The 13,492-nt window shown below is 73.7% G+C and carries 14 protein-coding genes; 11 read left to right on the top strand and 3 right to left on the bottom strand.

Features of this window, described 5'->3' with window-relative positions:
* The first annotated feature begins 37 nt into the window (after positions 1–37).
* Genes IE182_RS23935 through IE182_RS23925 form a run of 3 tightly spaced genes read left to right on the top strand, consistent with a single transcriptional unit; the run spans position 38 to position 2,585 of the window.
* Entirely contained in the window at positions 38–802 is a 765-nt protein-coding gene (locus IE182_RS23935) for an ABC transporter permease (protein WP_190112059.1), read from the top strand.
* A 5-nt stretch (positions 803–807) separates the two neighbouring features.
* A complete protein-coding gene (locus IE182_RS23930; RefSeq protein WP_373303603.1) occupies positions 808–1,800 on the top strand; it encodes an ABC transporter ATP-binding protein in 993 nt (330 codons plus the stop codon).
* Positions 1,801–1,853: 53 nt separating this feature from the next.
* Positions 1,854–2,585, top strand: coding sequence for a DUF1707 SHOCT-like domain-containing protein (locus IE182_RS23925; protein WP_229845058.1), 732 nt, complete (start codon positions 1,854–1,856; stop codon positions 2,583–2,585).
* 56 nt (positions 2,586–2,641) lie between these two features.
* On the opposite strand, the gene IE182_RS23920 is transcribed toward IE182_RS23925, so the two are convergent.
* Positions 2,642–3,967, bottom strand: coding sequence for an SGNH/GDSL hydrolase family protein (locus IE182_RS23920; RefSeq protein WP_190111978.1), 1,326 nt, complete (start codon positions 3,965–3,967; stop codon positions 2,642–2,644).
* A gap of 197 nt (positions 3,968–4,164) precedes the next feature.
* Between IE182_RS23920 and IE182_RS23915 the strand changes: the two genes are divergently transcribed.
* The 8 genes from IE182_RS23915 to IE182_RS23880 all read left to right on the top strand — a co-directional run bounded on the left by IE182_RS23915 (position 4,165) and on the right by IE182_RS23880 (position 11,817).
* Complete coding sequence (locus IE182_RS23915; RefSeq protein ID WP_190111977.1) at positions 4,165–5,511, top strand: DUF445 domain-containing protein; 1,347 nt, start codon at positions 4,165–4,167, stop codon at positions 5,509–5,511.
* Positions 5,512–5,589: 78 nt separating this feature from the next.
* The gene (locus IE182_RS23910) at positions 5,590–5,790 is read left to right on the top strand and encodes a DUF3311 domain-containing protein (protein WP_229845057.1); all 201 of its coding nucleotides are present in this window, start codon (positions 5,590–5,592) and stop codon (positions 5,788–5,790) included.
* 41 nt (positions 5,791–5,831) lie between these two features.
* Entirely contained in the window at positions 5,832–7,313 is a 1,482-nt protein-coding gene (locus tag IE182_RS23905; RefSeq protein ID WP_190112056.1) for a sodium:solute symporter family protein, read from the top strand.
* A gap of 54 nt (positions 7,314–7,367) precedes the next feature.
* Positions 7,368–7,673 carry a DUF6412 domain-containing protein gene (locus tag IE182_RS23900; protein ID WP_190112055.1) on the top strand — a complete coding sequence of 102 codons (306 nt, stop codon included), beginning with the start codon at positions 7,368–7,370 and terminating at the stop codon, positions 7,671–7,673.
* 147 nt (positions 7,674–7,820) lie between these two features.
* Complete coding sequence (locus IE182_RS23895) at positions 7,821–8,636, top strand: YidC/Oxa1 family membrane protein insertase (RefSeq protein WP_190111976.1); 816 nt, start codon at positions 7,821–7,823, stop codon at positions 8,634–8,636.
* Between the two features lie 104 nt (positions 8,637–8,740).
* Complete coding sequence (locus IE182_RS23890) at positions 8,741–9,598, top strand: fumarylacetoacetate hydrolase family protein (protein ID WP_190111975.1); 858 nt, start codon at positions 8,741–8,743, stop codon at positions 9,596–9,598.
* Positions 9,599–9,692: 94 nt separating this feature from the next.
* The gene (locus tag IE182_RS23885) at positions 9,693–11,012 is read left to right on the top strand and encodes a choice-of-anchor A family protein (protein WP_190111974.1); all 1,320 of its coding nucleotides are present in this window, start codon (positions 9,693–9,695) and stop codon (positions 11,010–11,012) included.
* Between the two features lie 442 nt (positions 11,013–11,454).
* The gene (locus tag IE182_RS23880; protein ID WP_190111973.1) at positions 11,455–11,817 is read left to right on the top strand and encodes a hypothetical protein; all 363 of its coding nucleotides are present in this window, start codon (positions 11,455–11,457) and stop codon (positions 11,815–11,817) included.
* Between the two features lie 65 nt (positions 11,818–11,882).
* On the opposite strand, the gene IE182_RS23875 is transcribed toward IE182_RS23880, so the two are convergent.
* Together IE182_RS23875 and IE182_RS23870 are read right to left on the bottom strand one after the other, a co-directional pair.
* A complete protein-coding gene (locus tag IE182_RS23875; RefSeq protein WP_190111972.1) occupies positions 11,883–12,386 on the bottom strand; it encodes a heme-degrading domain-containing protein in 504 nt (167 codons plus the stop codon).
* A complete protein-coding gene (locus IE182_RS23870; protein WP_190111971.1) occupies positions 12,383–13,492 on the bottom strand; it encodes a Gfo/Idh/MocA family oxidoreductase in 1,110 nt (369 codons plus the stop codon). Before IE182_RS23870 ends, IE182_RS23875 begins: the two co-directional genes overlap by 4 nt.

Here is a 13,492-nt window from a genome sequence, read left to right as displayed (position 1 = left end):
GGGCGAGGGCGTGCACGCCTATGGCCTGATCGTCGGAATGTGGGTGCGGTCGACGATGGCCTACCGCACGTCCTTCGTCATGATGGCCCTCGGCAACTTCGCCGCGACCGCGCTGGACTTCGTCGGCATCGCCATCATGTTCACGCACACCGACACCCTCGGTGGCTTCACCCTGCCCGAAGTCGCCCTGCTCTACGGCACCACGAGCACCTCCTTCGGCCTGGCGGACCTCGCGCTCGGCACCATGGACCGCGTCGGCCGCCGCGTGCGCGACGGCACGATGGACACCCTGCTCGTGCGGCCCGTGCCCGTCCTCGCGCAGGTCGCGGCCGACCGCTTCGCGCTGCGCCGGCTGGGCCGCGTCAGCCAGGGCGTGCTGCTGCTGGCCTGGACGCTGTACCGGCTGGACGTGCACTGGACGCCGGTGACGCTGCTGCTCCTGCCCCTGATGCTGATCAGCGGAGCGGTGATCTTCGGTGCGGTGTTCGTGGCGGGCGCGGCGTTCCAGTTCCGGGCCCAGGACGCCTCCGAGGTGCAGAACGCCTTCACCTACGGCGGCACGACCATGCTGCAGTACCCCCCGACGGTGTTCGCCACGGAGCTCGTGCGGGGCGTCACGTTCGTCGTGCCGCTGGCCTTCGTCAACTGGCTGCCCGCGCTGCGGATCCTCGGCCGGGACGATCCGCTGGGGCTGCCGGGCTGGGTGGACTTCGCCTCGCCGCTCGTGGCGCTGGTGTGCTGCGCGCTGGCCGGCGCGGCGTGGCGGGCGGGGCTGCGGGGCTACCGGAGCACGGGGAGTTGACGGCCGTGGCGGACGGAGAGGGGCAGGGCACGGTGGACGGCTTCATCGAGCTGGACGGCGTCGAGAAGGTCTTCGACGTGCGCCGCAAGGCGGGGTTCCTGCGCCGCGAACGGCATCGGGTACGAGCGGTGGACGGCATCAGCTTCCGTGTCCCCCGCGGCGAGATGGTCGGCTACATCGGGCCCAACGGCGCGGGCAAGTCGACGACCATCAAGATGCTGACCGGGATCCTGGTGCCCAGCGGTGGCCGGCTGCGGGTCGCGGGCATCGACCCGGCCCGCGACCGCACGCGGCTGGCACGCCGCATCGGCGTGGTCTTCGGCCAGCGCACCACCCTGTGGTGGGACCTGCCGCTGCGCGACTCCTACGGGCTGGTGCGCCGCATGTACCGCATCCCGGACGCCCGTTACCGCGCCAACCTCGAACGCTGCGTCGAGCTGCTCGACCTCGGCGACCTGCTGGACGTGCCCGTGCGGCAGCTGTCGCTGGGGCAGCGCATGCGCGGGGACATCGCGGCGGCCCTGCTGCACGATCCCGAGGTGCTCTACCTCGACGAGCCGACGATCGGCCTGGACGTCGTCAGCAAGGCGAAGGTGCGGGAGTTCCTGCGGGACGTCAACGCCGAGCGGGGGACGACGGTCCTGCTCACCACGCACGACCTGACCGACATCGAGCAGCTGTGCAAGCGCGTGATGGTCATCGACCACGGGCGGCTCGTCTACGACGGCGGGCTGGACGGGCTGCACGCGGTGGGCGGGAGCGAGCGCGTGCTCGTCATCGACCTGGAGCGTGAGCTCCCGCCCATCACGGACGTGCCCGGCGCGCGCCCCGTGAAGGTCGAAGGGCCCCGCCAGTGGCTGGCGTTCGCCGCCACGCAGAGCGCGGCCCCCATCGTGGCGGCCGTGGCCGCCCGCCATCCGCTGGTCGACCTGTCCGTGCGCGAGCCGGACATCGAGGAGGTCATCGCGAAGATGTACGCGGACCGGAAGGCGTTGTAGCGGCGGGGGGCGGGCCGTGGGCCTGGTGGCCGGGGCGCTCTAGGCTGTCCGGCATGACGAGCGAACTTCCTGAGATGCGGGCCTCCGACGCGGAGCGCGAGCGGGTCGCCGAGGCGCTGCGCGAGGCGGTCGCCGAGGGCCGGCTGGACATGGAGGAGTTCGAGGAGCGCCTGGAAGCCGCGTACAAGGCCCGTACGCACGCCGAACTGGAGCCGCTCGTCCGGGACCTGCCGGTGCCGTCGGGAGCGGCGGCCTCCGCGCCGGTCGCGGCCGGCGGCGACGAGTGGGCGGGACGGATCGGCGGCCGGCCCACGTCCAAGGGTGCCGTCGGCATCATGGGCGGCTTCCAGCGGCGCGGCGGGTGGACGGTGCCCCGCGTGTTCACGGCCTTCGTCTTCTGGGGCGGCGGGGAGATCGACCTGCGCGAGGCGCGCTTCGAGGACCGCGAGGTCGTCGTGCGCTGCATCGCCGTCATGGGCGGGATGCAGGTCACCGTTCCGCCGGAACTGGACGTGCAGGTCGGCGGCGTCGGCATCATGGGCGGCTTCGACGACAAGGCCACCGGCCCCGGCACCCCCGGCTCGCCCACCGTGCACGTGACCGGCTTCGCGTTCTGGGGCGGCGTCGGCGTGACCCGCAAGGTGACCCGGGCCGAGCGCAAGCGGCTGCGGGAGGAGCGGCGCGAGCAGCGCAGGCTCGACCGCGAGGAGCGCCGGGGCGGCCGCGACTACGGGGGCAACGGGACCGACGGCACCGACGCAGGCGGCGGCAAAGAGCTGCGCTGAGCGCGCGACGGGCAGCGGCGGACGGCGGTGGGCAGGGGGGGCCGGTGGTGGGTGGCTCAGAGCTGCTGCGCCGCCGGCCGGTCGCCCTTGAGCAGGCCGAGGTCGAGGGCCTGCGCCATCGCCCGGAAGCCGGCGTCGCTGGGGTGGAGGTGGTCGCCGCAGTCGTACGCCGGCAGGAGCCGCTGCGGGGCGGCCGGGTCGCGCAGCGCCACGTCGAAGTCCACGACGCCGTCGAAGACGTCCCCGGCGCGTATCCGGGCGTTGACGCCCTGCCGCACGCGCTCCTGCTCCGGCCCGAGGCCCACGCGCCCGCCGAAGGGCGCCAGCGTCGCCCCGATCACCCGCAGCCCGCGCGCGTGCGCCCGCGCCACCAGCTCGCGCAACCCCGCCGTGATCCGTGCAGGGTCGGTCTGCCGGGGGCGGCGCATGATGTCGTTGACGCCGAGCTCGACGACGACGGCCCGCACGCCCGTGCGGGAGAGCACGTCGCGGTCGAAGCGCTCCAGACCGCTGGGGTTGTTGCGGGGAGAGGCGCCCACCCCGCCGAGCAGGACGCGGTTGCCGCTGATGCCCTGGTTCAGCACGCCGTAGCGGGGCGCGCCGGGCTCGGTGCGCAGGCGGCGGGCCAGGAAGTCGGTCCAGCGGCGGTTGGCGCCCACGGTCGAGGAGACGCCGTCGGTGATGGAGTCGCCCAGCACCACGACCGCGCCCTGGGCGTCGCTGCTCCACACGTCGACGGCGCTCACGTAACGCCAGTAGGGGGTGCGCGCGGTGTACGGGGCGCCGCCGGTGTCCTCGGTGCGGTCGCCCTGGGCGAGGTAGGAGACCTGGCGGGCGTGCGGGTGGTAGGTCACCGGGCCGGAGGGCGTGGGGGAGTAGGTGGTGACCAGCAGGTCCGCGCCGTACCCGACGGCCAGGTGGACCGGATCGCTGACCGCCGTCCGGCCGGCCGGGATCGTCACCATGGGGCGCCCGCCGAACAGCAGCACCCGCATGCTGCCGGGCACGGCGGCCGGGCCGCCCGCGGCGGCGACGGCGAGCGAGGCGTGGCCGATGGTGAGCGGCCGGTCGCCGAAGAGGTTGGAGAGCGTGATGCGGGCCCTGCTGCCGGCGAGGGTGGTGTGCACGACGTTGCGGAGGGACCGGCCCGCGAAACCGCGCCCGCTGTTCGGCTCGGCCGCGGCCGGCGACGTGGACCAGGCGCCCGCCCAGCTGCCGGACGCCGCCGGGGCGGCCGAGCGCGGCAGCTCGTGCGGCCCGGCGGTGCTCCCGCCGCCCCGGCCGCCCGTCCCGTTGCTCATGACCACCGCCACGGCCGTCACCACGGCCGCCAGCGCGGCGAGCACGGCGAACGCCGCGCGCGGCAGGGAGGGCCTCTTCATCGGCGGATGTCTCCTGAGGGATGGCGGAGCGTGACGCTCCGGGGTGACCGGACGGCTGCGGGGGCAGGAGCCTCGCAGCACGTGCTCGTGACATGTCATGGGCGACTTGTCAGACGCGGGGAACTCTTCGGGCGTTCCCCGAGTCGGTCGGGTAGGGACAATGCACGTGAGGACAGCCGGAACGGGTGGTGGTGTGGATGAAACGCTCCCATGGACAGGAGCCGCCTGCCGCTGCTGGCGGTCCGGGCACCGCCGAGGGGGTGATGCCCGCCCGGCCCGGCGGATTCACCTACAGCGCGGCGGACGAGGACAAGCGCCGCGGAGTGCGCCGGATGAAGGCCACCGCGACCGGACTGCTGCTCGCCGTCGCCGCCGTCTACGCACTCGCCACCTGGGCACGGACCGCCGGTGCCGGCGGCTGGGCCGGCTACGTGGCGGCCGCCGCCGAGGCGGGCATGGTGGGCGCCCTCGCCGACTGGTTCGCCGTCACCGCGCTCTTCCGGCGCCCGATGGGCCTGCCCATCCCGCACACGGCCATCATCCCGACCAAGAAGGACCAGCTCGGGCAGAGCCTCGGCGACTTCGTCGGCGAGAACTTCCTCTCCGGGGACGTGGTGCGCGTCCGGCTCCGGGCCGTCGGCATCGGCTCCCGGCTCGCCGCCTGGCTCGCCCAGCCGGCCCACGCCGACCGGGTGACCGCCGAGCTGGCCACCGCCCTGCGCGGCGCGCTGCGCGTCCTGCGCGACTCCGACGTGCAGGCCGTCGTGGGCGAGGCCATCACGCGCCGCGCCGACGCCGCCGAGGTCGCGCCCGGCATCGGCGCGATGCTGGAGAAGGTCGTCGCCGACGGCGGCCACCGCAAGGTCGTCGACCTGGTGTGCGTACGCGCCCACGACTGGCTCGTGCTGCACAGCGACTCCGTCATGGCCGCCGTCGCGGGCGGTGCACCGGGCTGGACGCCGCGCTTCGTGGACCGCAAGGTCGGCGAGCGCGTCTACAAGGAGCTGCTGCGCTTCGCCACCGAGATGCGCGACATGCCCGAGCACCCGGCGCGCGCGGCGGTCGACCGTTTCCTCGCCGACTTCGCGCACGACCTGCAGACCGACGAGGACACGCGGGCGCGCGTCGAACGGCTGAAGGCCGAGGTCCTCGGCCGCGGCGAGGTGCAGGACATCATCGCCTCGGCGTGGTCCTCGGTCCGCGCGATGATCGTGGCCGCGGCGGAGGACGAGCGCAGCGAGCTGCGGCTGCGCACCCGTACCTCGATCCTCTCGCTGGGCGCCCGGATGACGGCCGACGAGCGGCTGCGGGCGAAGGTGGACGGCTGGCTGGAGGACGCGGCCGTGTACGTCGTGACGACCTACCGCGACGAGATCACGTCCCTGATCACGGACACGGTGGCGAGCTGGGACGCGGAGCAGACCTCGCGCAAGATCGAGGCGCACATCGGCAGGGACCTGCAGTTCATCCGCATCAACGGCACGGTGGTGGGCGCGCTGGCGGGGCTGCTGATCTACACGGCGTCGGGGCTGCTGGGGGCGTGAGGGGACGTGAGGGGGCGTGAGGGGGCCGGGGCGCACGGGTGAGGGCGGACGCCACCCTTGCGGCCTAGGGTCGACGCTGTGCTGAAGAAACGTCCCAACCTGTTGTGGCTCCTGGCCCCGTACGGGCTCTACCTGGCCGCCCTGCCGCTGGCGGACCGGGTGCACCCCACGGTCCTCGGCCTCCCCTTCCTCTTCTTCTGGCTCCTGCTGGCGACGCTGCTGACACCGGCCGCCGTCTTCCTCGCCTGGCGGGGCGACCGCAAGCGGGGCCGCGCGTGAGCACGAACGCCACCGTCGCGACGGCCGTCTTCGGCGGCTTCATGGTGCTGACCGTCGTGCTCGGCCTCCTGGCCGTCCGCGGCCACGGCCGCACCGGCGGGCTCGCCGAGTGGTCCGTGGGCGGCCGCAGCCTCGGCACGGTCTTCATCTGGGTCCTGATGGCCGGCGAGGGCTACACCAGCTTCAGCTACCTCGGCGCCGCGGGCTGGGGCTACAACCACGGCGCCCCGGTCCTGTACGTCATCGCGTACCTGTCCTGCGGCTACGCCATCGGCTACGTCGTCGGCCCGATGCTGTGGGCGTACGCCCGCCGCCACGGACTCGTGAACATCACGGACATGGTGGCGCACCGCTACGACAGGCCCTGGCTCGGCACCCTGGTCGCGGTCCTGGCGACGGTCTGCCTCCTGCCCTACATCCAACTCCAGATCACCGGAATGGGCGTGGTCGTCTCGACCATCTCCTACGGGGCGATCAGCCTGAACTGGGCCTACTTCATCGCCTTCGCGGTGACCACGGGCTTCGTCGTGGTGAGCGGCCTGCGCGGCAGCGCATGGGTGTCGGTGCTGAAGGACGTGCTGGTCATCGCCACGCTCGGCTTCCTCGCCCTCTACGTCCCCGTGCACTACTTCGACGGCTACGGGCCCTTCCTGGACCGTCTCGTGGCCGAGAAACCGGACTGGCTGACCTTCACCGGGCACGGCGGCAGCGGCCTCGGCGCCGGCTGGTTCGTCACCACCAGCTTCCTCAACTCCCTGACGGTCGTCATCTTCCCGACGACCGTGGCGGGCTACCTGAGCGCCCGCAACGCGGATGCGCTGCGGCGCAACGCGATGCTGCTGCCCTTCTACAACGTGCTGCTGTTCGTGCCGATGCTGCTCGGCCTGGCGGCGGCCTTCGTGGTGCCGGGGCTGACCGGGGCCGGGTCCAACCTGGCCCTCTTCAAGCTGGTCGTCGATTCGTTGCCGGCCTGGGCGGTCGGCGTGATCGGGGTGGCGGCGGCGCTGTCGTCGATCGTGCCGATGGCGGTGTTCATGCTGGTCATCGGAACGATGTGGGGCAAGAGCGTCCTGGGGGCCGTGCCGGCGCTGGCCGGGCGGCCGGACCGGCAGAAGCCGGCGGCGCAGGTCGTCGTGGTGGTCTCCGGCGCGCTGGCGCTGGTGCTGACGTACACCGAACCGAACACGCTCGTGCGGCTCTCGCTCATTTCGTACGAGGGCATGGCGCAGCTCGTCCCCATGATCCTGCTGGGCCTGGCGTGGCGGAGGCTGACCCTGTGGGGTGCGCTGAGCGGCCTGGCGGCAGGCGGTGCGCTGGTCTGCGGGCTGGTGTTCACCGACCACGACCCGGTGTGGGGGGTGAACGCGGGCGCACTGGCACTGGCGGTGAACGTCGCCGTGGCGCTGGCCGTGTCGTGGTGGGGCCCGCAGCCGGTCGACGCGCGGCCGGACGACGAGGTCCTGGCGGCGGATCCCGGGCCGGAGGCGGCCCCGGGGAAGACCGCTGTCAGTGGTTCGGTCTAACATCGGTACGAACGATTGAACGGACAGATTTAACGGGCAGAGGGGAGGGGCATGATGCGGCACATCGTCCGTACGTACATGAGCGTGCTCCTTCTCCTGCTCTGCGAACTGCTGCTCGCGCAGAACAGCTTGCTGAGCGCCGTCGCCTTCGCCGCGACCGCCGCCGTCGCGGCCACGGCCGCCCTGCTGCTGTGCGCGGTCGCCGCCGCGCGTACGGCCGGCCCTCTGACGCCGACCCGCATACGCACCGCGATACGGGACCGGGAGCTGCGCACGGCGTTCCTCGCCCAGCGCGACCCCGATGCGCAGGGCCGCCGACGGCCCCGGGCGCCCGGTCGTCTCCTCCCGACGACCGCGTAGGCGCATCCCGCACCCGCTCCCGTTTTCCGGGGCCTCCCCTTTGTTCTCCGGGGATCTCCCCCTTTCCGGGCTGCGCCACCGCGCGGCTCGTCACGCCGATTCCTTTGCTTCCTTCGGCACGACGAGACCCGTGGAGGGCTCACTCTCATGTCCGTCTTCTCTCCTCTCTTCACTTCGCTCGGCTCGCTCCTCACCCACCTCGCCGATGCGCTCGACCCCGTGCTGGGCGCCTCGGCGACGGCGGGGGCGATCGTGGTGTTCACCTGCGCGGTGCGGCTGGCGCTGCACCCCCTGACCCGGTCGGCGGTCAGGGGCGGCCGGCGGCGCGCCGAGCTCGCCCCGCGCCTCGCGGAGCTGAAGCGCAAGCACGGGAAGAACCCCGAGCGGCTGCAGCAGGAAATCGCCGAGCTGTACCGGAAGGAGGACACGTCACCGCTGGCGGGCTGTCTGCCGATGCTCGTTCAGCTGCCGGTGTTCTACGTGATGTACCACCTGTTCTCGACCGGCGACGGGGGCGGCGACCTGCTGAAGCACACCCTGCTGGGTGCGCCCCTGGGCGGCCGGTGGGCGGACGCGCTGGGCGACGGCGGCCTCGTGGGGGCGCAGGGGCTGGTGTACCTGGGCCTGTTCGCACTGGTGGGCGCGGTGGCGACGTGGACGTTCCTGCGCAATCGCAAGGCGGCCGGGGACCTGCCGGTGCCGGGTGCGGAGGACGTGCAGGTGCCGGGAATGGCGGCGATGGCCAAGGTGTTGCCGCTGCTGTCGTTCGGCACGCTGGTCACGGCCGCCGTGGTGCCGCTGGCCGCCGGCCTGTACCTGGTGACGACCACGACGTGGTCGGCGGTGGAGCGGGCGTACCTGCAGCCGCTGGGCAAGGCGGAGAAGCAGGCGGAGCCGGAGGGCGAGCGGCAGGCGGCGGGGAAGGCGCAGGCAGTGGGCAAGCGCCGGAGTTCCGCCGCCTGAGGGTCCACAGGCCGAAACGGCCCTTGCGGAGAGACCCTCCGTTCTTGGACGATCGGCTGGGGCCGGCGCGACGGATGACACGGATGACTACGGGAGTTGGAGCGATGAGGCTGCTGCGTGTCGGACCCGCGGGAGCGGAACGCCCTGCGCTGCTCGACGAGGACGGAATCCTGCGCGACCTGTCGGCCCTGGTGCCGGACGTGGACGGGGCGCTGCTCGCCGACGCGTCCGCGCTGTCGCGCATCCGGGCGGCCGTGGGCGCGCGCATCCTGCCCGCGCTGGACGAGCCGGGGCTGCGGACCGGCCCGCCCGTCGCCCGGATCGGCAAGATCGTGGGTATCGGGGTGAACTACCGCGACCTCGTGGCCACGACCGGGGTGCGGCCGCCGGCCGAGCCGCTGGTGTTCCTGAAGGCGCCGGACACGGTCGTCGGCCCGGACGACACGGTGCTCGTGCCGCGCGGCAGCACGAAGACCGACTGGGAGGTCGAGCTGGCCGTCGTCATCGGCCGGACCGCGCGCTACCTGCGGACGGACGAGGAGGCGATGGCGGCCGTGGCGGGCTACGCCGTGGCCCACGACGTCTCCGAGCGCGAGTTCCAGAACGAACGCGGCGGCCAATGGGACAAGGGCAAGAACTGTGAGACGTTCAACCCGCTCGGGCCCTGGCTGGTGACCGCGGACGAGATACCCGACCCGCAGGCGCTGGGCCTGCGGCTGTGGGTCAACGGCGAGCTGATGCAGGATTCGAGCACGGCGCAGCAGATCTTCCCCGTGGCGCACCTCGTGCGGTACGTCAGCCACTTCATGACGCTGTACCCGGGCGACGTGATCAACACCGGAAGCCCCGCGGGCGTGGCGCTCGGCCGCCCGGATCCGAAGCCGTACCTGCGGGCCGGGGACGTGGTGGAGCTGGAGATCGACGGGCTGGGACGGCAGCGGCAGGTGCTGAAGGACGCGTGACGGGGGCGCCGCCCGGTGCGGCCGTTGCTCCGTCCGGGGGCGGGAGCGCGTGTGCTGCGGAGCTCTGCCCACAGGCTTAGGCATATTTTCATATATGTCTCAGAACGGGTGCGCACGCCGCCGGGTGTCCCGTCCCGTGGCCACGGTCCTGGCCACGCTGGCCGCCATCGGAGGCACGCTGCTGGCCGGCGCGTTCACAGCGCCGGAGGCGGGCCGGGCCGAACCGGTGGCGACCGGGCCGGGCCCCTGTGTGCCGGGTGCGTGCCCGGGCGCGTACCCCGAGCCGCACAACGGTCCGGTCAAGGGCCGGGACAACGGCGTCAACGTCTTCGTCGGCGGCGACTACGCCGTGCGCCGGGCGGCGGCCGCGGCCGAGGGCCGGGTCGTCGTCCTCGGCGACTTCGACCTGGCCAAGGGCGCCGGGCTGCCGCCCGCCTACCACGTGGGCGTCGTCGGCCTCGGCTCGCGGGTGCCCCCGGACAACGGCTCGGCGTTCCTGCGCGTCGGCGGTGACCTCAAGCTCGCGGCCGGCCAGCGGCTGGTGGCGGAGGAGGGCGCGGTCACCGGGACCGTGACGTACGCCGGCAACGCGACGGGACCGGGCACGGTGAGCCCGAAGGCGGCGCACGACGTCGCGGCGGTCGCGGCCGTCCAGGGCCTGCGCGAGGAACTGACCGCCACGAGCACCTGCTACGCCTACGACAAGGGGGTCGCCCGCAAGGCCACCGGCACGGCCGTCAACCACGGTGCCGCCACGGCCTTCACCGGCGACGGCATCTCCGCCCTCCAGGTCTTCACCGTCCCCTTCGACCTCACCGCCCCCGGCGGCGGCCCGCAGAACCTGACCTTCGCGCGCATCCCCGCCCGCGCGACCGTCCTCGTCAACCTCACCCGCCCCGGCAGCGAGGCGCAGACCATCAGCACCTCCGCCGCCAAGGTGGCGGGCGTCCAGCGGGAACGGCTCCTGTGGAACGTCCCCGACGCGCGGGAGGTCCGGCTCGCCGGTACCGGCCAGCTCGACGGCTCCCTCCTCGTGGGCCGCCGCTCGAGCCTCACGCACCTGAGCCTGCCGGGAGTCAACGGCCGGCTCTTCACGGCCGGTTCGCTGAGCCACGAGTCCGCGGGCGCGGCGGGCCCGTCCATCCACGCCTACCCCTTCACCGGCCGCCTCCCCGACTGCGGCACGGCCCCCACCCCCGAGGCCGGGAACCACCTCCCCGTCCCGGTCCCCGCCGGCCCGCACCCCGGCGCCCCGCCGCCCAACGCCCCGGTGGCCGGCGACGGCCACGAACTCGCCCACGGCGGCCCGCCGATGAGCACGGACATGGTCCTCGGCGCCGCCCTGATGACGACCGGCGCCGGCATGGCCCTCATCGTCCTCCACCGCCAGCGGCCCCACCCCCGCTGGGACTGACGGCCGGCCGGCGCGCCGGCGTACAACAGGAGGAAGACGTCCCTCCGTCGACCGTCGGCGAGCTGCGGCACAGCATCCGCACGACCGAAGGCATCCGCAGGCGCGGTGAACTGACGAAGATCACCGCCCTGCTGCCCACCTTGCTCACCGACGCCCGCGCCGCGGTCCGCCAGCACACGGGAGGCGAACGCGCCGCCTCGTACGCCGTGCTCGCGGAGGCGTACCAGGTAGCGGCTACGACGCTGACGGCCTTCGGCAAGGAGGACGCCGCGTACAGAGGACGCCACCGTCGCCGTGCGTCGTCACTTCCGGGACGAGCACCTGCTGCCCGGCGTGATTCGGAACAGCCCGAATGGCGGCGACGCCGTACGGGGCCCCCGCCCATGCTGATGACAGCGCACCGGGAGGGTCCCGGAGGCGCTGATCCAGGGGGAGGAACCGTATGACACGCGTACGGAAGTTCGCCGTGGCCGCCGCCGCGGTGGGTGTGGTCGTCGCGCCGATGGCGGCCGCGGGCACCGCCCACGCCGGCAGCAACGGACAGCACGTCGCCGTGTCCACGTACTACTCGGACAGAGCGCAGATCTGCGGCACCAACCAGAACGGCGACTCCGCGTGCACGAGCTGGTTCAAGACGCCCGGGAACGGCTACACGAAGGTCTCCGGGTACTGGTGGAAGGGCAAGGTCTACATCTACGGGGTCAACGACAACACCGGTAAGCAGCGCATCATGGAGTGCATCGTCCCGAAGAAGCAGTCGAGCGACTGGTACTACTGCGACGGCCGCAGCCACAAGGAGCTGTAACCCGGGGGTCCCGTGCCCGCTCACCCACCGGGGCTCCGGGTGAGCGGGCACGCGCCCGGCGGCCCTCAGACCGGCACGGCTGCCGCCTGCAGCCCCAGGAACCGCTCCAGCGCCTCCACCACCAGCGCATGGTCCTCCGCCTGGGACAGCCCCGACACCGCCACCGTGCCCACCACGCCCGTGCCCCGCACGCGCAGGGGGAAGGCGCCGCCGTGCGCGGCGTAGCGGTCCGGGTCCAGGCGGGAGGACTCCTCGAACGTGCGGCCCTTGGCGCGGAAGCGGGCGCCGACCAGGAAGGACGAGGCGGCGTAGCGGCTGACGACGCGGCACTTGCGGTCGAGCCAGGCGTCGTTGTCGGCCGAGGTGCCGGGCAGCGCGCAGTGGAAGAGGCGCTGCGGGCCGTGGTGGATGGCGACCGCGACCGCCGCTCCGCGCTCGCGGGCCAGGTCGGTCAGCAGCACGCCCAGGCGCCAGGCGTCGTCGTGGCCGAAGCGGTCGAGGACCAGGCGCCGTTCGTCGTCCTCCAGGCGGCCGACCTCGTCGTGCACGGCCGGGCCGGTCCTGCTCATCGTCCGGCCTCCGCCAGCGCGATCGTGCGGCCCCCGGCCGCCGACGCCCTGGCCGCCTCCAGCACGCGCAGCGCCTCTGCCGCCTCCCCGGCCGTGACCGGCGGGCGCCCGCCGGTGCGCAGCGCCTCCGTGATCGCGGCGTAGTACGCGGGGTAGTCGCCCGGAAGCGTCGGTACCGGCTCGCCGCCGCCGGTCAGCGGCGACTCGCCCGCACCCAGGCGGCCCCACGACGTCTCGGACTCCACGCCCCACGGCGCCCCGGCGCCCGGCCGCAGGCCCTCGCGGAGCGCGGCCTCCTGGGGGTCGAGCCCGTACTTGACGTACCCGGCCCTGTCGCCGAGGACCCGGAAGCGCGGGCCGAGCTGGGCGGTGGTGGCGCTCATCCACAGGTGGGAGCGGACGCCGCCGCGGTGGGTGAGGGCGATGAAGGCGTCGTCGTCGGCCTCCGTGCCGGCCCGGCGCACGTCGGCCTCGGCGTAGACGGTGGTGACCGGGCCGAAGAGGACGAGGGCCTGGTCGACGAGGTGGCTGCCCAGGTCGTAGAGGATGCCGCCGATCTCGGCCGGGTCGCCGGACTCGCGCCAGCCGCCCTTGGGGAGGGGGCGCCAGCGCTCGAAGCGGGACTCGAAGCGCTGCACCTGCCCGAGAGCGCCGTCGGCGACCAACCGGGAGACGGTGCGGAAGTCGTTGTCCCAGCGGCGGTTCTGGAAGGCGCTGAGCAGCAGCCCCCGGCTGTCCGCCAGCGCGGCCAGCGACTGCGCCTCGGCGGCGGTCGCGGCCAGCGGCTTGTCGACGACGACGGGCAGACCGGCTTCGAGGGCCGCGCGGGCGAGCGGCACGTGGGTGCGGTTGGGGGAGGCGATGACGATCAGGTCGAGCTCCCCGGCGCGGGCCAGGAGCGCGTCCGCCGTCTCGACCGTACGCACCTGCGGGTGCTCGGCGCGCGCCTGCTCCTGCCGCTCGGGGTTGGCCGTGACGACCGTGTCGAGGACGAGGCCGTCCGTTGCGGCGACGAGCGGGGCGTGGAAGACGGAGCCCGCCAGCCCGTAGCCGATCAGGCCGACGCGGAGGGGGGCGTGCGGGGTGCCGGTGGTGTCATCGTCCAT

Source organism: Streptomyces cinnamoneus (assembly GCF_014650495.1).
GTDB lineage: Bacteria > Actinomycetota > Actinomycetes > Streptomycetales > Streptomycetaceae > Streptomyces > Streptomyces cinnamoneus.
This window is presented reverse-complemented; position numbering and strand designations above follow the sequence as displayed.